Below are 18,951 nucleotides of genomic sequence, written 5' to 3'. Positions count from 1 at the left end.
TTGAGCACTCATTACATCGCCGATTTATTGCTGGACGCTTTCCAGAGCAACGGAAACCTTCATGCGCTCCTCGCCCATACCCTGTGCAATCCCGCGGATCGGTGCCGCATCCTGCGCGTCAAGCCCCGAACCGATACGAATATAGCGCGCATCCGGACAGCAGCGATTGGCCGGATCGAACCCGACCCAGCCGTAATTCTCCACAAACAGCTCGGCCCATGCGTGGCTGGCCTCGTCGCGCTCGCCCTCACCCTCGCCAAAGAGATAGCCCGTCACATAGCGCGCGGGCACATCCAGCGCGCGCGCCATGGTGATCAGCACATGCGCCTGATCCTGACATACGCCCTTCTTGCGATGCAGCGCCTCGGAGGCGGTGGTTCTGGCTTCGGTCTCGCCGGACTGGTATTCGACCTCGTCGGCCGTCAGACGGCACAGGCGGTGCGCCTGCTCCAGAGGCTCTTCCTTGCCCGTCACGCCCTTGGCGGCCAGCGCCGAGAGCGTGCCGTCGTCATGGGTCAGAGCGGTCTCGCGCAGATAGGCCAGAGGGTTGATCGTTTCGCGATGGCCGCGCAGCATGCCCGCAGTATCGGCCGTCTCGACACGGCCCCGCACGGTGATGCGCAGCTGCTCGAGAGGCCCGCGCACGGACCAGCCCTCGATCCTGTCACCCGCGCCGTCACGGAAGGCGCCGCCAAGGACGCCCCCCTGCACGGCCACATCCCAGTCGATGACCCGCTGCCCGTCATGGCGCGAGGCAAAGAGCCTGAGCGACTGAACGGAGCTGCGCATGGGCGCATCGTAATCGTAAATCGTTACATGGTTGACGGTCAGGATCATCTTGCCTCACCCGATAGATAGGTCTCGAACACGGTCGAGGTCAGGCCGGAGACCTCGCCGATGAAGCGGGTCAGGAACTCGTGCAGCCCCTCGTCGAAAATATCCTCGACCTCGGCTTTCTGCAACTCGCCCAGAAGCGCGCGGGCCCGCATCTGCGGCAGCCCCGATTTGCGGTAATCGCGGGCAAGGCATTCCAGATGGTAGGTCACCTTCTCGGCGGCCGTGATCAGCGAGCGCGGGCTCTGCGGGTTGAGGATCAGGAAATGCGCGATCTTGCGCGCCGTCAGCTCGCCGCCATAGGCGAAATGGAAGGCGCGATGCGCCTGCAGCGTGCGCAGCAGTGTGTGCCACTGATAACTATCGAGCTCAGATCCCACAAAATCGAGCGACGGCAGCAGAACGTAATATTTCACATCCAGAAGCCGCGCGGTGTTATCGGCCCGCTCCAGCGCGAAACCGATATTGAGGAAATGGTAGCCGTCATTATGCAGAAGCGTCGAATCAATGGCCCCACGCACCATGGTCGATTGGCGCGAGACCCATTCGGTCAGATCGGTCAGTTCCAGCTCGGAGCGCGGTCGGCGTTCAAGCTGGCGCAACTCCTGAAAGGCCATGTTCAGCACGTCCCAGAGCTGGCCCGAGATCGCGGTGCGCACGATCCGCGCATTTTCGCGGGCCCGCTCGATACAGGAAATCACGGAAGACGGGTTGTCACGATCGAAGAACATATAGCTCTCGATATTGCGCTGCACCGGATCGCCATATTTATCGGCAAAGCCGTCAGCGGTGCCCGAGGCCTGTAAAAGGCTCTCCCACTCGCTGCGATAGCCATCGCCATTGGCCTGCGGGATCATGGTGATCCGCGCGCCCACTTCCAACAGGCGGGCCATGGTCTCCGCCCGCTCGATATAGCGGGCAATCCAGAACAGGTTTTCGGCGGTCCGGCTCAGCATGCCACCTCTCCTCTCGAAACGGGTGGCAATTCCGGCGTAATTGTCTCTCGGCATGGCTTCCCCCTCATTCCGCCAGAACCCAAGTGTCTTTAACGCCCCCGCCTTGCGAGGAATTCACCACCAAAGAGCCTTCGGTCAGCGCAACGCGCGTCAGACCTCCGGGAACAAGTTCAATCTTCTCACCCACCAGACAGTAGGGCCGCAGATCCACATGGCGCGGAGCCACGCCCTCGTTGACAAAGGTCGGCGTCGTCGAGAGCGCCAGCGTCGGCTGGGCAATGTAATTCTCGGGATCTTCCTCGATCTTGCGACGGAAGATCTCGATCTGCTCCTTCGTGGATTTCGGGCCGACCAGCATGCCGTAACCGCCCGAGCCATGGACCTCTTTGACCACCAGTTCCGGCAGGTTGGAGAGCACATATTTCAGATCGTCCGTTTTGGCGCATTGCCATGTGGGCACGTTCTGCAGGATCGGCTCCTCGCCCAGATAGAAGCGGATCATCTCGGGCACGAATGTATAGACGGCCTTGTCATCGGCCACACCTGCACCGGGCGCCGAGCAGATACTGACACCGCCCGAACGGTAGCAATCCATCAGGCCGGGCACGCCCAGCATGGAATCGGGACGGAAGCAGAGCGGATCAAGGAAAGCATCATCGATCCGGCGGTAGATTACATCCACCTTCTTGGGGCCCTCGGTCGTGCGCATCCACACGAACCCGCCCTCGCAGAAGAGATCGGGCCCCTCGACCAGTTCGACCCCCATCAGATCGGCAAGGAAGCTATGCTCGTAATAGGCCGAGTTGTAATGGCCGGGCGTCAGGATCGCGATGGTCGGGTCCTTGTCACATTTGGCAGGCGCCACGGAGGCCAGCGTGCGCCTGAGCGCCTCGGCATAGCCATCGACCGGCTCGATCCGGTTCTCGTGGAACAGCTTGGGGAACATCCGCATCATGATCTCGCGGTTCTCCAGCATGTAGCTGACCCCCGAGGGCGTGCGGCAGTTATCCTCCAGAACGTAGAAATCCTCGGGGCCGGTGCGCACTAGATCGATGCCCACGATATGGCTGTAGATCCCCATGGCGGGTGTGAAGCCCATCACCGCGCGCTCGAAGGCCTCGTTCTGATAGACAAGCTTGGCAGGGATCTTGCCCGCCTTCACGATCTCGGCCTTGTTATAGACATCCTTGAGAAAGGCGTTCAGCGCACGGGCGCGCTGCTTGATGCCGGCCTCCAGCTTGCGCCATTCCTTCTGCGTAAAGACACGCGGGAACATATCGAAAGGGATCAGCCGGTCGGGGTCGCCGCCTTCACCATAAACGGCGAAGGTAATGCCGATGCGGCGGAAGAGCTGCTCGGCTTCGGCCTGCTTCATCTGGCGCAACTCGGCAGGCATGGAATTGGTCCATCCCTCTAGCCGCGCATAGGGCTCTCGCACCGAGCCTCCGTCATACATCTCATTGAAATGTTGGATCATTGCGCCTCGACTCCTTCACCTCTTAAGGGAAGATTAGGCAACGCATTCACCAAGGGGAAGCGAACCAGTCCCTGCGGCCGTCTTTCTGCTTTGAAAAATGTCGTAAAATTAGACCTATGCTTATAATTTAAGCAATCCCTCCGGGTTCCCCCCGACGCCCATCGCCGAAGCAACATCGCACACTCCCCAGCGCAAAACTCGACATCTTGCACTTATTTTTTGATCGTTATGAATATAATAATTTGGGCATTTCCGCAGAATGGCAAGCGCGGCGCATAAAAAATTGTAGGAAGTATGACATTGTGGTCAATTCCCCGATGTCCCGCCGCTGCCCCTTCCCCTCGCTGCCCATGCAGCCTATCTCTTGGGAGACACGGAAAAGAGGACATGATGACACTTCATCTCAAAACCCCCGTCATGGATGCGAATGCCACCGCAGGGACCGGCAAGTTCGGCGCCCTGCCCGAATGGGACCTGAGCGACCTCTATCCCGCACCGGATAGCCCCGAATATGCCGCCGATATGGCCAAGGTCGAAAAGGACTGCGCGAGTTTCGCCGCCGATTATGAGGGCAAACTGGCCGCACTTTCGGGCGCGGAAATGGCCGAGTGTATCCGCCGCTACGAAGAGATCGAGACCACTGCCGGACGTATCATGTCCTATGTCGGCCTACGCTATTACCAGAACACGGTCGATCCCGATCGCGCCAAGATGATGTCGGACGCGCAGGACAAGATCACTGCCTACACCACGCCTCTGGTGTTCTTCAGCCTCGAGTTCAACCGCATCGAGGACGAGACCTACAAGGCACAATTCGCCGATGCCGGCGCCGCGCGCTATAAGCCGGTTTTTGACCGTATGCGGGCGATGAAACCCTATCAGCTCTCGGACGAGCTGGAGAAATTCCTGCATGACCAGTCGGTTGTGGGATCGGCTGCGTGGAACCGCCTGTTTGACGAGACCACCGCCGCGCTGGAATTCACGGTGAATGGTGAGGCGCTGAACCTCGAATCGACCACCACGCTTCTGGCCGATCATGATCGGGCCACCCGCGAGGCGGCCGCGCGCGAGCTGGCGCGTGTGTTCGGTGCCAATATCAAGCTCTTCGCCCGTGTGCACAACACGCTGGCCAAAGAGAAGGAGATCGAGGACCGCTGGCGCAAGATGCCGTCGGCCCAGGCCGCGCGTCATCTCTCCAACCATGTCGAACCCGAGGTCGTCGAGGCGCTGCGTAACGCGGTTGTGGCCGCCTATCCCAAGCTCTCGCACCGTTATTATGCGCTCAAGGCCAAATGGATGGGCCTCGACAAACTGCAGGTCTGGGACCGTAACGCGCCCTTGCCGATCGAGGCTCCGCGCGATGTGCAATGGTCCGAGGCCCGCGCGATTGTCGATGAGGCCTACGGCGCCTTCGACCCGCGCATGGCCGAGCTCGCCAAGCCCTTCTTCGAGCGCGGCTGGATTGATGCCGGCGTCAAACCGGGCAAGGCTCCGGGGGCGTTCGCGCATCCGACGGTGACCACCGTCCACCCCTATGTGATGCTCAACTACCTCGGCAAACCGCGCGATGTGATGACGCTGGCCCATGAGCTGGGCCATGGCGTGCACCAATGTCTGGCCGCCGGTCAGGGCGAGATGCTGGCTTCGACGCCGCTCACATTGGCCGAGACGGCCTCGGTCTTCGGCGAGATGCTGACCTTCCGCAAGATGCTCGAAAAGGCCAAAACGCCTGCCGAGCGCAAAGTGCTGCTGGCTGGCAAGGTCGAGGACATGATCAACACGGTCGTGCGCCAGATCGCCTTCTATGATTTCGAGTGCAAGCTCCACGCCGCGCGGCGCGAGGGCGAGATGACGCCCGACCAGATCAACGCGCTGTGGATGTCGGTGCAGGGCGAGTCGCTCGGTCCGGCCTTCGAGTTCATGGACGGATACGAGACCTTCTGGACCTATATCCCCCATTTCGTCCACTCGCCCTTCTATGTCTATGCCTATGCCTTTGGCGACGGGCTGGTGAACGCGCTTTACGCCACCTATGAGGGCGGGCTTGACGGCTTCCAGGAGAAATATTTCGACATGCTCAAGGCGGGCGGCTCGAAACATCACAAGGAGCTGCTGGCCCCCTTCGGCCTCGACGCCTCGGACCCTGCCTTCTGGGACAAGGGCCTGTCGATGATCGCGGGCTTCATCGACGAGCTGGAAGCGATGGAAGAAGCCTGAAACTCAAAAGCCGCCCCAAGGGGCGGCTTTTTCTTTGAGCCTGCAAACGGTTACAGGCGGATCGTCGAGATAAGCCGCCCGTAATCGGCCTCTTTGGCATGGGTGGTGCGGCGGAAGGAATAGAAGCGGTCCGGCTCGGCATAGGTGCAGCGCCCGATCCATTCGGCCTGCCCCACGCCCGCGTCGCGCAGCCGCTGAAGCCCGAAGGACGGCAGATCGAACATCGGGCGGCCATTGGGACCACCGGCGAAGAAGCGGCTATAGGCAGGATCTTTCATCAGGAAGGTCTCCATGAACTCCTCGCCCACCTCATAGGCCGCCTGGCTGATGCAGGGCCCGATCACCGCGCAGATGCGTCCGCGCTCGGCGCCAAGGGTCTCCATCGCCTCTACGGTCGCCTCCAGCACCCCGCCCAAAGCGCCTTTCCAACCCGCATGGGCGGCGCCGATCACGCCGGCCTCGGGGTCGGAAAACAGCACAGGCTGGCAATCCGCCGTCAACACCGACAGCACCACACCGGGCGTTTTTGTCACCAGCCCGTCAGCTTCCGGTGCGGGCTGCGCGGGATCTTCAACCACGGCAGCCAGTGCCGAATGGACCTGCCGCATCGAAGCGAGCTGGGCGGGCTCGGCCTCCATTGCCTCGGCCACACGCGCACGATTGACCTCGACCGCCGAACTCAGATCGCTCGAGGCCACACCACAATTGAGCCCCGAGAAAATCCCCGAGGACGCCCCGCCCTTTCGGGTAAAGAAGCCATGCCGGACGGGGCGCAGCAATGGGGACGTCAGGATTTCGAGCGTGGTGGCCATCGTATCTGTCATCTTCTTCAGCTTCTATTGGAACTCGGACATACAAACCCCGCCCTCGGGCGGCAGGCTTTACCGGCAGATCATCCGGCGGGCGCAAATCCCGGCGGCATCGGCGCGCCCTGCGGGACAAAGGCAAGCGCCTTGAACAGCTGACCCATTTCAGAGGGGTGGGTCAAGCGGCGATGCGCGGCAATATGGACCTCGAGCGCCGCGTCACTCAGCTTCCCCGCCAAGGCCTGTGCCCGCTGGGTGATGCCGAGCCGTTCCAGCAGCACGCCCTGCGCCGTCATCTCGCTGACCGCCAAACCTGCCGCAACCGCCGCCTGTGCCAGAGGCTCGAAATCCACATGCGCGGTCAGATCCGCCTGACCCGGACAGGCGAAGGGATCAACCGGCTCATGCTTCTCAAGCGCTTGGAATGTATCGCCCAAACTGCGCCAGCCGCCGTAATCGACAAAGATCGCCATGCCGCCATGCCGCACCCGCGCGGCCACCGCCTCGACCACGGGCACGGCCTGCGGACAGATCTCGACGATATCGCCCGGACGGGTCAGGGCAAAACGCGGCTCGAGCAGCGCAAGGCGGGTCGGGGGCGAAAGCCCTGCGCGCAGGGTCTCGTCCTCGGCCCCGACCTGCGTCTCGGCCCAGCCCGTCTCGGTGCGCGTAAACTGCCGGATCGGCAGGGCATCGATGAATTCATTGGCCACGAAAAAGAGAGGCGCCGTTTCGGGAAGGTCTTCGACCCTCTCGCACCACGTCACCTGATGATGCCCGAGCGTTTTCGCCTGCACCTCGCGCAGGGTGGGTGAGGCCTCGACCAGATGGATATCGGCCGCCTCCAGCATCCCGGGCACACGCGCCGCGACCCGCAGGATATCGGCCATCAGTGTGCCGCGTCCCGGTCCCGCCTCGGCCAGCGTGAAGCACGCAGGCGCCCCCTGATCCATCCAGGCCTGCGCCAGACACAGGCCCAGCATCTCGCCGAACAGCTGGCTGATCTCGGGAGCGGTAATGAAATCGCCCGCCTGCCCGAAAGGATCACGGGTCCCGTAATAGCCCGCCTGCGGGTCCAGAAGACAGGCCGCCATATAGTGATCGAGCCGCATCGGACCATCCGCACGGATCGCCGCAAGCAGCCGCGATTTCAGATCCCCGCTCACGCGGCCCCCACCTTGGGCCTGCGCAGCGCCCGTATCAGGATCGCGAGCCCGATCACGATCATCGGCAGCGACAGAACCTGCCCCATCGACAGACCGAACGAGCCCAGTTGCACCACATAGCCCATCGGGTTAGTGGCGGTCACGAATTGCGGATCGGCCTGACGAAACAGTTCGACAAAGGCACGCGAAAGGCCATAGCCCATCAGGAAGATCCCGAAAGCCGCCCCCGGCCGGCGCAAGAGCCCGCGCGAGACCAGCACCCACAAAAGCAGTCCCAACACGATCCCTTCAAGGCCGCCTTCATACAGTTGCGAGGGGTGGCGGGCGCATAGGCCGTCCACCTGTCCCGCGATCCCCAGACAGGTCTGCGCGGCCTCCCCCGGAAAGATCACGCCCCATGGCACATCGGTCGGATGCCCCCAGAGTTCGGGCTTGATGAAATTGGCGATCCGGCCCAACAGAAGCCCAATCGGTGCCACCACCGCGGCGGCATCCCCCACCGACCAGACTGGCAGGTTATGGCGGCGACAATAGAACCAGACCGCGATCACGGTGCCGAGGAACCCGCCGTGGAAGGACATGCCCCCCTTCCACACCATCACGATTTCAAGCGGGTGGCTCAGATACCATGCGGGTTCGTAAAACAGCACAAAGCCCAGCCGTCCACCGAGAATGACCCCCACGATCACCCATGTCAGAAGGTCTTCCACCTGTTTGGCGGGCATCGGCGCCTGACCGCCCCAGAGGGTTGGCGCCTTCATCAGACGCATGATGATGAACCACCCCGCCAACAGCCCCGCGATATAGGCCAGCGCATACCAGCGGATAGGCAGATCCAGTACCGGTATGACAAAGGCATTCGGGTCGATCTGCGGAAATGCAATCGCCAGTGGCAGCATCGGGCTGTCTCCTTGGAAGGGCCGCGAACGGGGCCGTGAAATCGTTGTCGCGCGATGGCCGGAGAAAGCCTTCCCCGCCACCGGAAGTCAAGCCGTGGAGGCGGCAATCTGGCGGCCCACACTTGCTTGTCAGGGAGCGGGCCGCACTGCGGCGCCGCGCTCGGGACTTGTCAGCGGGGGTGCAAACCCTCATATATGAGGCAACTGAAAGCCCTAGCCCGAGGATGGGAAGAGATCATGACCGCGCCCAACAAACTCTTTGACGAGATGTCCAAGCTGATGACCAATGCAATGGGTGTTGCTCAAGGCGCCCGCACCGAGGCCGAGACGGCGATGAAATCGTGGATGGACCGCTGGCTGGCCGAACGCGACTTCGTGACCCGTGAGGAATTCGATGCTGTCAAAGCGATGGCCACCAAGGCCCGTGAGGAGAACGAGGCACTCAAAGCCCGTCTGGACGCGCTCGAAACCAAGGGCTGAGCCACGCGCTGCATGAGTCAAAAAGGGGGGCCATGTGCCCCCTTTTTCATGGCCGTGTTTCATCCCCGTGCGGCCCGCGCCTTTTGCAAAAGCGTGGCCACGCCCGCGCTCATCGCCAATGCACCGGCCTCGATCTCGGCAAAAGGCACCATCCGCGCCTCCATCGCATCATCGCCCGCCACGGGTTGCGGGTCGTCGGCATGGCAGGCGATCGCCACCAGATAGTAATGCCATGCCACCGCGCCCGCCGCGTCCCGCGTGATGAAATCACCCGCATCGATTTGTGACCCTGCCCGCGCCACAACGCCGGTTTCCTCTCGAAGCTCGCGCGTTGCTGCCTGAGCCACCGTCTCGCCCCAATCGACCTTCCCGCCCGGAAACCCCCAGAGCCCCGCATCGGGCGGGTTACGGCGGCGCACCAGAAGCGCATGGGTCTGGGTGAGACAGACCGCGAGAACGCCCAGCCGCGGCTCGGTCATGGGGCGCTCAGCCGCGTCTGGCCGGTGAGGCGCCCCGATACCGAATAGACCAGCACACGACCATCCTCGGTCACCACGATGATCCGGTCGGGCTGCATCGTGACCGAGGCCGCCTTGGTCCCTTCGGGCAGTGAAATCGTCTCTGGCAGGGTCAGCTTATTCTCGCTCGGTTGATTGAAGCGGATGACAAGCAGCGTCACGATGGTTAGAAGGCCCGCAATCATGGTGACGGCAAGGGCTGTCACCAGCCATTTGAGAAAGCGCAGCTCTGGCAAGGGCGCGTCGGGATCGGAGATCGGATCGGACATGGAACAGCGTATCCTTCGCATCGAAATCGGGGAAGAGCCCCCTGCCGACCGTCTTGATAAGGCTTTGAGCGCACTTGTGCCAGAAGAAGAAAACCTCTCGCGCTCGCGGTTGGCGAAACTGATCGCCGATGGCGCGGTCACCCGCGAGGGCGTGGCGGTGACCGAACAGAAGACCAAGGTCGCGGCAGGCGAGGTCTACGAGATCACCGTGGAGGCCTCGCGCGACGTCGAGACCGTGGCGCAGAAGATCGATCTGGAGATCTTGTGGGAAGATGACGATCTGATCGTCATCAACAAGCCCGCCGGCATGGTGGTCCACCCCGCCCCCGGCACGCCCGATGGCACGCTGGTCAATGCGCTTTTGCACCATTTCGGTGGCAATCTGTCGGGGATCGGCGGCGAGAAGCGTCCGGGTATCGTGCACCGGATCGATAAGGAGACCTCGGGCCTCCTCGTGGTGGCGAAATCGGATGCCGCCCATCACGGGCTCGCCAAGCAGTTCGAGAAGCATACCGTGCACCGCCACTATATGGCCGTGTGTCACGGGGTGCCCTCGGCGGCCGATCCGCGCCTGCGCGGCACCAAGGGTGTTAATTTCGAACAGGGCGGCGTGCTCAAGATCACCTCCCAGCTCGCGCGGCACAAAACCGACCGCCAGAAACAGGCTGTATGCTTTGACGGCGGGCGCCATGCGGTAACGCGGGCACGCACGGTCGAGGACCTGCAGGGCGTTGCCGCGCTGATCGATTGCTGGCTCGAGACGGGGCGCACCCACCAGATCCGTGTGCATATGGCGCATGCGGGCCACGGGCTAATCGGCGATCCGGTCTATGGCGGGCGGCGCAAGCTGCCGAAATCGCTGGGCGAGGCAGCCATCGATGCGGCGGCGAATTTCCCGCGTCAGGCGCTGCATGCCGCCACCTTGGGCTTTGTCCATCCGGTGACGGGCGAGGAGCTGGAATTTTCTTCGCCGCTGCCCGATGACATGGAACAGCTACTGACCGCGCTCCGCGGAAATGTTTCAATCTGAACCGATTAGTTCACTTAAACGTCACATGATGCGCCTTTCGCTTGCAAGCGGCGGGCGCATGTTCTTTTCTATTCCCCAGCCAAAGGTCATTTCGGACCCATCGCCGCCTTTACGCGTTAAGGTTTCTGAAACGACATCTTGTAACAGATGGCCCGCCTTCCCATATCGGGCCGTCAAGACGGAAAGAAAGGGGTTCACATGTCGAGTTATACCAACCTTCCAGCCCCAAGCCCTGAACAGGGGCTGAACCGCTATCTTCAGGAAATCCGCAAATTCCCCCTGCTGGAGCCCGAAGAAGAATATATGCTGGCCAAACGCTGGGTCGATCATCAGGACGCGGAATCCGCGCACAGGATGGTCACTTCACACCTGCGTCTGGCCGCCAAGATCGCTATGGGCTATCGCGGCTATGGTCTGCCGCAGGCCGAGGTGATCTCGGAGGCGAATGTGGGCCTGATGCAGGCCGTGAAGCGCTTCGATCCCGAGAAGGGCTTCCGCCTTGCCACCTATGCAATGTGGTGGATCCGTGCGGCCATTCAGGAATATATCCTGCGGTCGTGGTCGCTGGTGAAGCTGGGCACGACCTCGGCGCAGAAGAAGCTGTTCTTCAACCTGCGCAAGGCCAAGTCCCGTATTGGTGCCTATGAGGATGGCGATATGCGGCCCGAGAATGTGGCCCAGATCGCCCATGACCTGAATGTGACCGAGGATGAGGTTATCTCGATGAACCGGCGTCTATCGGGCTCGGATGCCTCGCTCAATGCACAGGTCGGCGCCTCGGAAGAGGGGGCCGCGCAATGGCAGGACTGGCTCGAGGACGAGGATGCCGATCAGGCCGAGGCCTATGCGGAAAGCGACGAGCTGAATACCCGCCGCGAGATGCTGATGGGCGCCATGGATGTGCTCAACGACCGCGAGAAGGATATTCTCATGGAGCGCCGACTGCGCGAGGATCCGGTGACGCTCGAGGATCTCTCCGCGAAATACGACGTCTCGCGGGAACGTATCCGCCAGATCGAGGTGCGCGCTTTCGAGAAGCTGCAAAAGCGCATGCGCGAACTGGCCGCCGAAAAGGGTATGAGCATTCCCGCCTGATCCGGCCTGATCCGGCCTGATCCGGCCTGATCCGGCACGGGGCTTTCATTAAGCCGCGGCAGTCCCCTGCCGCGGCTTTTGTATTAGAGTTCGATGGGCTTAAGCACTTCGGGCTCGATCACATCCACCCCCGGCAGGCCCTTGACCATTTCTTCCGCCGATTGCTCCAGAAGCGGGAAGGTCTTGTAATGGCACGGGATCACCGTCTTGAAATCGAAGTATTTCCTGGCCGCCCAAGTGGCCGCTTTCATATCCATCGTAAAATGGCCGCCCGCGCAGAGAATACCGATATCGGGGGCGTGGTATTCGCCCATCCAGGCCATATCGGCCATGATGTCGGTGTCGCCCGAGAAATAGATGCAGCGCCCCTCGCCCTTGATCATGAAGCCCGATTCGGTGCCGGTATAGATCGGGCCGTTCGGGCCATCCATGCTCGAGGAATGCGACGCATTGACCATGGTGACCTTGGCGCCGCCCAGATCGACGGTGCCGCCCTTGTTGAAGCCCATCGTCTCGATCCCCTCGGCCTCGGCCCAGTAGCTCGCAATATCGGCAATGCACACCACCGGAATGCCCAGCTCGCGCGCGATGGCCACGGTATCGGCGGAATGGTCCCCATGGCCGTGGCTCAGAAGGATATGGGTCGCCCCCGAGATGGCCTCGGCGCGACTGCTTTCGGGGAAGGTCGGATTGCCCGCAAGCCAAGGGTCGATCAGCAGGGTCGCGCCCTCGATCTCGAGACGGAAGCCGGAATGGCCGAGCCATGTGAGTTTCATGGTTTTCTCTCCTTTTCATGGGTCATCAGGAAGATTTCCTCCCAGACTGTAGGCGGCAGGGCGAGAAAGGGAAGAGCAAGCGCCCGATCGTGACCGCTTCTCCTTGAACGCGCGGGGTCTTGCCGCTAAACCCGTGCCAAATCCAGCGGAGAAACATATGTCCATCGACATCGATACCGCCCGCAAGGTGGCGCATCTGGCCCGCATCAAAGTGGCCGAAGACAATCTGCCCGAGCTGGCCTCGGATCTTTCCAACATGCTCAACCTCATGGAGCAGCTCACCGAGGTGGACGTCGAGGGCGTCGAGCCCATGACCTCCGTCAGCCCGCAGCGCCTCAAGCGCCGCGTCGACGAGGTGACCGATGGCAATTATCAGGACAAGATCCTCAAGAACGCCCCCGATGCCCGCGAGGGCTTCTTTGCCGTGCCGAAGGTGGTGGAATGACCCTCAATACGCTGAAAATCTCCGAAGCCCGTGACGCGCTGCGCAAGGGCGAGACGACCTCTGTCGAACTGACCGAAAGCTGCCTGAAGGCTATCGAGGGCGCGGATGCGCTCAACGCATGGTCGGCCAAGACCCCCGAGATGGCGCTGGATATGGCCAAGGCCGCCGATGCCCGCCTCAAGTCAGGCGATGCGCCTGCCATGTGCGGCATCCCGCTGGGGATCAAGGATCTCTTCGCGGTCAAGGGCGTGCCCACGCAGGCAGGCTCGAACATCCTCAAAGGCTTCAAGCCCGAATACGAATCCACCGTCACCCAGAACCTCTGGGATGCGGGCGCAGTCATGCTGGGCAAGCTCTCGATGGATGAATTCGCGATGGGCTCGTCCAACGAAACCGCCTGCTACGGCCCCGCGATCAACCCCTGGAAGGTCGATGACAAAGCCCGCACGCCGGGTGGCTCCTCGGGTGGCTCGGCGGCGGCCGTGGCGGCAGACCTCTGCCTGGCGGCGACCGGCACCGATACCGGCGGCTCGATCCGCCAGCCTGCGGCCTTCACCGGCATCACCGGCATCAAGCCGACCTATGGCCGCTGCTCGCGCTGGGGTGTTGTGGCCTATGCCTCTTCGCTCGATCAGGCGGGCCCGATGACCAAGGACGTGCGCGATGCGGCGATCATGCTGCAGGCGATGTGCTCGCATGACCCGAAGGATTCGACCTCGACCGAAATCGCGGTGCCGGATTTCGAAGCAGCCCTGACTGGCGATATCCGTGGCAAGAAAATCGGCATCCCGCGCGAATACCGTCTAGATGGTATGCCCGAAGAGATCGCGGCGCTCTGGGATAACGGTATGGCGATGCTGCGCGATGCCGGCGCCGAGATCGTGGATATCTCGCTGCCGCATTCCAAATACGCCCTGCCCGCCTATTACGTCATCGCGCCGGCGGAAGCCTCGTCCAACCTCGCGCGCTATGACGGGGTGCGCTATGGCCACCGCGCGACATTGGGCAAGGGCGACGGCATCGACGACATGTATGCCAAGACCCGCGCCGAGGGCTTCGGCCCCGAGGTGCAGCGCCGCATCATGATCGGCACCTATGTGCTCTCGGCTGGCTTCTATGACGCCTATTACAACCGCGCCCGCAAGGTGCGCGCGCTGATCAAGCGCGATTTCGAGCAAGCCTTCGCCGCAGGGATCGACGCCATCCTCGCGCCGACCACACCCTCCTCGGCCTTCGCCATCGGCGAGATGAAGGATGCCGATCCGGTCAAGATGTATCTCAATGACGTGTTCACCGTCACACTCAACCTTGCCGGTCTGCCGGGCGTTTCGGTGCCGGTCGGCCTTGATAAACAGGGGCTTCCGCTCGGCCTGCAGCTGATCGGCCGTCCGTGGGAAGAGGGCGAGCTGCTCAACCATGCTCTTGTGCTCGAACGTGCGGCAGGCTTCAATGCCAAGCCGAACCAATGGTGGTAATGGAGTAACCGCATGCGCGCGCCAGTTCTTGGACTTTCACTGACCCTCTCCGTGCTGGCGCTTGCCGCCTGCCAGCCGAGCGTGCCGAATTCGGCCGCCGGTGTGGGCGCACCCGCCTTGGGGGGCAATGAAAGCTATCGCGATTATCTGGCGCAGCGCGAGTCGCAGCTTCAGGGCAGCACCGCCGGTTCCACGACCACCGCGGCATCGGGTCAGCCGATGTCGGCCATGGGCACGACCGCTGCGGCGGCCGCCCCCGCCAATGACCCCAACGCACAACTGGGGGCCGACACGCTGGCGGCCCTCAACGCGACAGCCCCGCAATCGGGCGGGCAGCAGGTCACCGATTACGCCCCTGCCTCCTCGCCCTATTCGAGCACCGCAACAGCGGCCGAGCGCGCAGAGGACACGTTCACCGCCCCTGCCCCCGCGCAGAAGACCGCGGGCGACACCTATAGTGCAGCCTCGGGCTCCGGCGGCCCCAACCTTGCCGCCTATGCGCTCTCGGTCAATAACCAGCCGGGCCAGTCGGTCTATACGCGCGGCGGGATCAAGTTCAATTCCACGACAAAGGCCTGCGCGAAATATGTCTCGCCCGACAAGGCGCAGATCGCCTTCCTGGCTAATGGCGGTCCCGAGAAGGATCCGGGCAATCTGGATCCCGATGGCGACGGGTTCGCCTGTGGCTGGGATCCGCGCCCGTTCCAGGCCGCCCGTAACTGATGACAGAGCCCTTCCCCTCGCCCAACCATGGAGAGCGACGGGAAGGTGCGCGGCCTGACCATGTCGTCCTGCATTTCACAGCCATGAAAGACATGGACACGGCCCGGGAGCGCCTGTGCGATCCGGCAGCCGAGGTCTCCGCCCATTGGCTCATCGGCAATGATGGCACGATGATGCAGCTGGTCGACGAGGCGCGCCGCGCATGGCATGCCGGTGTCGGACACTGGGGCGAGTGTAGCGATCTGAACTCCCGCTCCATCGGGATCGAGCTCGACAATCCCGGTACACGGCCGTTTGCCCATGCACAGATGGCGGCGCTCGAAGGGCTGCTGGCCCGTATCTTGCGCCAATGGCAGATCCCGCCGCAGAATGTGATTGCCCATTCCGACATGGCACCCGCCCGCAAATTCGATCCCGGTCCGCGATTTGACTGGGCACGTCTGGCCCGACAGGGGCTGGCGGTCATGCCCTCGCAACCGGTAGACGGTCTGGCACCGGATATGGCGCAATTCCTGACGCTGGCGCAGCTCTTCGGCTATACCTCGCCCGATCACGATCGTATCCTGCCTGCTGTCCGTCTGCGTTTCCGCCCCTTCCATGACGGACCGCTCGACAGCACCGATATGGGCCTGATCGCCGCCCTCGCCCGCGATTACGGGCAGGATGGCGACCAGTGGCGAGCCTGCTAGCGCGGCGCCCCTAGCCGCGCTGCGCCTCGAGGATCTGCAGGATCTCCTTGGCGGCGGTCGGGATGTTGGTGCCCGGACCGAAGATCGCCTTGACCCCCGCCTTTTTCAAGAAGTCATAATCCTGCTGCGGGATGACGCCGCCGCAGATCACGATGATGTCCCCGGCATCCTTGGCTTTCAACGCCTCGATCAGCTGGGGCGCAAGCGTCTTGTGACCGGCTGCCTGCGACGAGATCCCCACCACATGGACATCATTATCCACCGCATCCTGCGCCGCCTCTTCCGGCGTCTGGAACAGCGGCCCCACATCCACGTCGAAGCCGATATCGGCGAAAGCCGTGGCGATGACCTTGGCACCGCGGTCGTGGCCGTCCTGCCCCATCTTCACCACCAGCATCCGCGGACGGCGGCCCTCGGCCTCGGCAAAGGCCTCCACGTCACGCTGGATCTGGGCAAAGCCCTCATCCCCCTCATAGGCCGACCCATAAACCCCCGCGAGGGTCTTCACCTCGGCGCGGTGACGCCCGAATTCCTTCTCCATCGCCATCGAGATCTCCCCCACCGAGGCCCGCGCCCGCGCGGCCTCGACCGCGGCCTCGAGCAGGTTGCCACCCTCTTTCGCGCGGCGGGACAGTTCGGCCAGCGCCGCTTGACAGGCCGCCTCGTCGCGGCTCGCCCGCATCTGCGTCAGCCGCGCGATCTGGCTCTCGCGCACCTTGACGTTGTCGATATCGAGAATATCGATCGGCTCTTCCTGCGCCAGACGGTATTTGTTGACCCCCACAATGACATCCTGACCACGGTCGATCAGCGCCTGACGTCTGGCCGCCGTCTCCTCGATCCGCAGCTTGGGCATGCCCGAGGCCACGGCCTTGGTCATGCCGCCCATCGCCTCGACCTCCTCGATCAGCTTCCATGCCTCCTCGATCAGGTTGGCCGTCAGGCTCTCGACATAATAGCTGCCCGCAAGCGGATCGATCACATTGGTGATGCCGGTTTCTTCCTGCAAGATCAGCTGGGTATTGCGCGCAATCCGCGCCGAGAAATCGGTGGGCAGCGCGATCGCCTCGTCGAGGGCATTGGTATGGAGCGATTGTGTGCCCCCCAAGGCCGCCGCCATTGCCTCATAGGCGGTGCGGATGACGTTGTTATAGGGGTCCTGCTCCTGCAAAGACACGCCCGAGGTCTGGCAATGGGTGCGCAGGATGCTCGATTGCGGGTTCTGGGGCGAAAATTCCGCCATGATCCGCGACCAGAGCGTGCGGGCCGCGCGCAGCTTGGCCGCCTCCATGAAGAAATTCATCCCGATCGCGAAGAAGAAGGACAAACGACCGGCGAATTTATCCACATCCATACCGGCGGCAATGGCCGTGCGCACATATTCGCGTCCGTCGGCCAGCGTATAGGCCAACTCCTGCACGAGATTCGCGCCTGCCTCCTGCATATGATAGCCGGAAATCGATATCGAATTGAACTTCGGCATCTCGTTCGCGGTATACTCGATAATATCCGCGATGATCCGCATCGAGGGTTCGGGCGGATAGATATAGGTATTCCGCACCATGAATTCCTTGAGAATATCGTTCTGGATCGTGCCCGAAAGCACGGCCTTGTCATGGCCCTGCTCCTGCCCCACCACGATGAAATTCGCCAGAATCGGGATGACCGCGCCATTCATCGTCATCGAGACCGAGACCTTATCCAGCGGAATGCCATCGAACAGGATCTTCATATCCTCGACCGAGTCGATCGCCACACCGGCCTTGCCGACATCGCCCACCACTCGGGGATGGTCACTGTCATAGCCGCGATGGGTCGCCAGATCGAAGGCGACCGAGATCCCCTGCTGGCCCGCCGCCAGCGCACGGCGATAGAAGGCATTCGATTCCTCGGCCGTGGAGAAGCCCGCATATTGCCGGATTGTCCAGGGGCGGCCCGCATACATGGTGGCCTTGGGGCCACGGGTATAGGGCGCGATCCCGGGCATCGTGCCCAGATGGTCCAGCCCTTCGGTATCGGCCGCCGTATAGAGCGGCTTCACACGGATGCCCTCCAGCGTCTCCCAGTCGAGACTGTCCAGAGGCTTGCCGCGCAGCTCCTTCGCCGCGAGTTCAGCCCATTCCGCTTGCTTGTCGGCCTCGGTTTTGCTGGTCATCGACCCATCCTTCCTCCGTGAGAGGCATGGCCGAATATCCTCCCGGCGCGGCACCTCCCGTTTCCATGATTGCCAGATCCCTACGACCACGGCGCAGGGTTTCCAGCTCTGCCTGATAACGCGCGGTCATCTGACCCCGCTGCATAATGCTGAACGGCATATAGCCCCGGCCCAATTGCCCCTGAACGGCGGCGGCGGCATTCGCGCGCTCGACCGCAACTGTGAGGCCCGGCGTCAGACTGAGTTTCGGCGCCAACCGTCGCAGAAGAATCTCGTGACGGCCCGCCATCGCCTCATGTGTCCAGACCTGAGGGCGCACCCCGAAAGCGCCCTCGACCGCATCGATCACACAGGGCCAGCCACGCCCGTTCTGCGCCAGCATCCGCAGCCGCTGGGGCGTTGCCGCCTCGCCGCCACGCACCCGCTCGACCGCCAGCATCGAGGCCCACCACGCATCATAGCGCCGGATCCCCATTGCGACGCCCGTCAGATGCGGGCCGAGCACCATTGCCACCCGTTCCAGCCGTCCGCGCGCATCGGGGTAGAGCATCCCGTGGCTCAGGCAATGCGGGATCGACCCGATCAGGTTCTCCTCGCTGATGATCAGGGTGTGGAAGCCCTGATCCTCGATCCTGTCGATCTCCATCCGGATCCGCGTGGCCGAGCGCCGCGCCGAGAGGATATCCTGCGCCGAGACCAGATCGGCGCGCTTGATCAAGCCCGAGAACAGCCCCGCCCGCGTGCGCTCCGGTCCCCAGAAAGCCACCCCCTGACGCGACAGGATGCCCGAATTCGCAAGCATCCAGTTCTGAAACGAGGTTGTGGCCGTGCGGTGGACCCCTAAATGTAGTATAACGTCCAAGAGAAAGCTCTTTCCAGAAAGCGCGTCTGGCAATGTGCCGCGACTCCACGCGGGGACAGGCCCCGAGGCCGAGTATGCG

Annotated in this window: 19 protein-coding genes; 8 read left to right on the top strand and 11 right to left on the bottom strand. The window is 62.7% G+C overall.

What is annotated here, in order from left to right:
• Positions 1–24: 24 nt before the first annotated feature.
• From ABEB22_RS09280 to ABEB22_RS09270, 3 genes are all read right to left on the bottom strand, one after another.
• Positions 25–837: a transglutaminase domain-containing protein gene (locus ABEB22_RS09280; RefSeq protein WP_406870141.1), complete on the bottom strand. Its 813-nt coding sequence runs from the start codon at positions 835–837 to the stop codon at positions 25–27.
• A complete protein-coding gene (locus tag ABEB22_RS09275; RefSeq protein ID WP_339113178.1) occupies positions 834–1,790 on the bottom strand; it encodes an alpha-E domain-containing protein in 957 nt (318 codons plus the stop codon). The genes ABEB22_RS09280 and ABEB22_RS09275 overlap by 4 nt, the downstream gene beginning before the upstream one ends.
• A gap of 64 nt (positions 1,791–1,854) precedes the next feature.
• Positions 1,855–3,267 carry a circularly permuted type 2 ATP-grasp protein gene (locus ABEB22_RS09270; RefSeq protein WP_339113179.1) on the bottom strand — a complete coding sequence of 471 codons (1,413 nt, stop codon included), beginning with the start codon at positions 3,265–3,267 and terminating at the stop codon, positions 1,855–1,857.
• Positions 3,268–3,657: 390 nt separating this feature from the next.
• On the opposite strand from ABEB22_RS09270, the gene ABEB22_RS09265 reads away from it, so the two are divergent.
• A complete protein-coding gene (locus ABEB22_RS09265; protein ID WP_339114529.1) occupies positions 3,658–5,484 on the top strand; it encodes a M3 family oligoendopeptidase in 1,827 nt (608 codons plus the stop codon).
• 50 nt (positions 5,485–5,534) lie between these two features.
• On the opposite strand, the gene pgeF is transcribed toward ABEB22_RS09265, so the two are convergent.
• From pgeF to lgt, 3 genes are all read right to left on the bottom strand, one after another.
• Entirely contained in the window at positions 5,535–6,308 is a 774-nt protein-coding gene (pgeF, locus tag ABEB22_RS09260) for a peptidoglycan editing factor PgeF (RefSeq protein ID WP_339113180.1), read from the bottom strand.
• 68 nt (positions 6,309–6,376) lie between these two features.
• The gene (locus ABEB22_RS09255; RefSeq protein ID WP_406871142.1) at positions 6,377–7,402 is read right to left on the bottom strand and encodes a class I SAM-dependent methyltransferase; all 1,026 of its coding nucleotides are present in this window, start codon (positions 7,400–7,402) and stop codon (positions 6,377–6,379) included.
• Between the two features lie 50 nt (positions 7,403–7,452).
• Entirely contained in the window at positions 7,453–8,355 is a 903-nt protein-coding gene (lgt, locus tag ABEB22_RS09250) for a prolipoprotein diacylglyceryl transferase (protein ID WP_406870140.1), read from the bottom strand.
• 237 nt (positions 8,356–8,592) lie between these two features.
• On the opposite strand from lgt, the gene ABEB22_RS09245 reads away from it, so the two are divergent.
• Positions 8,593–8,835 carry an accessory factor UbiK family protein gene (locus ABEB22_RS09245; protein ID WP_339113182.1) on the top strand — a complete coding sequence of 81 codons (243 nt, stop codon included), beginning with the start codon at positions 8,593–8,595 and terminating at the stop codon, positions 8,833–8,835.
• A gap of 59 nt (positions 8,836–8,894) precedes the next feature.
• Here the strand turns inward: ABEB22_RS09245 and ABEB22_RS09240 are convergent, their stop codons facing one another.
• A complete protein-coding gene (locus tag ABEB22_RS09240; RefSeq protein ID WP_406870139.1) occupies positions 8,895–9,314 on the bottom strand; it encodes an NUDIX hydrolase in 420 nt (139 codons plus the stop codon).
• Entirely contained in the window at positions 9,311–9,622 is a 312-nt protein-coding gene (locus ABEB22_RS09235) for a DUF6476 family protein (protein ID WP_350937022.1), read from the bottom strand. The genes ABEB22_RS09240 and ABEB22_RS09235 overlap by 4 nt, the downstream gene beginning before the upstream one ends.
• On the opposite strand from ABEB22_RS09235, the gene ABEB22_RS09230 reads away from it, so the two are divergent.
• Positions 9,621–10,652: an RluA family pseudouridine synthase gene (locus ABEB22_RS09230; RefSeq protein ID WP_406870138.1), complete on the top strand. Its 1,032-nt coding sequence runs from the start codon at positions 9,621–9,623 to the stop codon at positions 10,650–10,652. The genes ABEB22_RS09235 and ABEB22_RS09230 overlap by 2 nt on opposite strands.
• 198 nt (positions 10,653–10,850) lie before the next feature.
• The gene (gene rpoH / locus ABEB22_RS09225) at positions 10,851–11,747 is read left to right on the top strand and encodes an RNA polymerase sigma factor RpoH (RefSeq protein WP_339113186.1); all 897 of its coding nucleotides are present in this window, start codon (positions 10,851–10,853) and stop codon (positions 11,745–11,747) included.
• A gap of 83 nt (positions 11,748–11,830) precedes the next feature.
• Here the strand turns inward: rpoH and ABEB22_RS09220 are convergent, their stop codons facing one another.
• The gene (locus ABEB22_RS09220) at positions 11,831–12,523 is read right to left on the bottom strand and encodes a metal-dependent hydrolase (RefSeq protein ID WP_339113187.1); all 693 of its coding nucleotides are present in this window, start codon (positions 12,521–12,523) and stop codon (positions 11,831–11,833) included.
• Positions 12,524–12,680: 157 nt separating this feature from the next.
• Between ABEB22_RS09220 and gatC the strand changes: the two genes are divergently transcribed.
• Genes gatC through ABEB22_RS09200 form a run of 4 tightly spaced genes read left to right on the top strand, consistent with a single transcriptional unit; the run spans position 12,681 to position 15,855 of the window.
• Positions 12,681–12,968, top strand: coding sequence for an Asp-tRNA(Asn)/Glu-tRNA(Gln) amidotransferase subunit GatC (gene gatC, locus ABEB22_RS09215; protein ID WP_339113188.1), 288 nt, complete (start codon positions 12,681–12,683; stop codon positions 12,966–12,968).
• The gene (gene gatA, locus ABEB22_RS09210; RefSeq protein WP_350937028.1) at positions 12,965–14,443 is read left to right on the top strand and encodes an Asp-tRNA(Asn)/Glu-tRNA(Gln) amidotransferase subunit GatA; all 1,479 of its coding nucleotides are present in this window, start codon (positions 12,965–12,967) and stop codon (positions 14,441–14,443) included. The genes gatC and gatA overlap by 4 nt, the downstream gene beginning before the upstream one ends.
• A gap of 12 nt (positions 14,444–14,455) precedes the next feature.
• Entirely contained in the window at positions 14,456–15,166 is a 711-nt protein-coding gene (locus tag ABEB22_RS09205) for a hypothetical protein (protein WP_406870137.1), read from the top strand.
• A complete protein-coding gene (locus ABEB22_RS09200) occupies positions 15,166–15,855 on the top strand; it encodes an N-acetylmuramoyl-L-alanine amidase (protein WP_406870136.1) in 690 nt (229 codons plus the stop codon). The genes ABEB22_RS09205 and ABEB22_RS09200 overlap by 1 nt, the downstream gene beginning before the upstream one ends.
• Positions 15,856–15,865: 10 nt before the next feature.
• Here ABEB22_RS09200 and scpA read toward each other — a convergent pair whose 3' ends face one another.
• On the bottom strand, positions 15,866–18,010 hold the full coding sequence (scpA, locus tag ABEB22_RS09195; protein ID WP_406870135.1) for a methylmalonyl-CoA mutase: 2,145 nt from the start codon (positions 18,008–18,010) through the stop codon (positions 15,866–15,868).
• On the bottom strand, positions 17,967–18,812 hold the full coding sequence (locus ABEB22_RS09190) for a hypothetical protein (protein ID WP_339113193.1): 846 nt from the start codon (positions 18,810–18,812) through the stop codon (positions 17,967–17,969). The genes scpA and ABEB22_RS09190 overlap by 44 nt, the downstream gene beginning before the upstream one ends.
• Positions 18,813–18,951: the final 139 nt, after the last annotated feature.

Source organism: Thioclava sp. 'Guangxiensis' (genome assembly GCF_045348365.1).
GTDB classification, from domain to species: Bacteria; Pseudomonadota; Alphaproteobacteria; order Rhodobacterales; family Rhodobacteraceae; genus Thioclava; species Thioclava kandeliae.
This window is presented reverse-complemented; position numbering and strand designations above follow the sequence as displayed.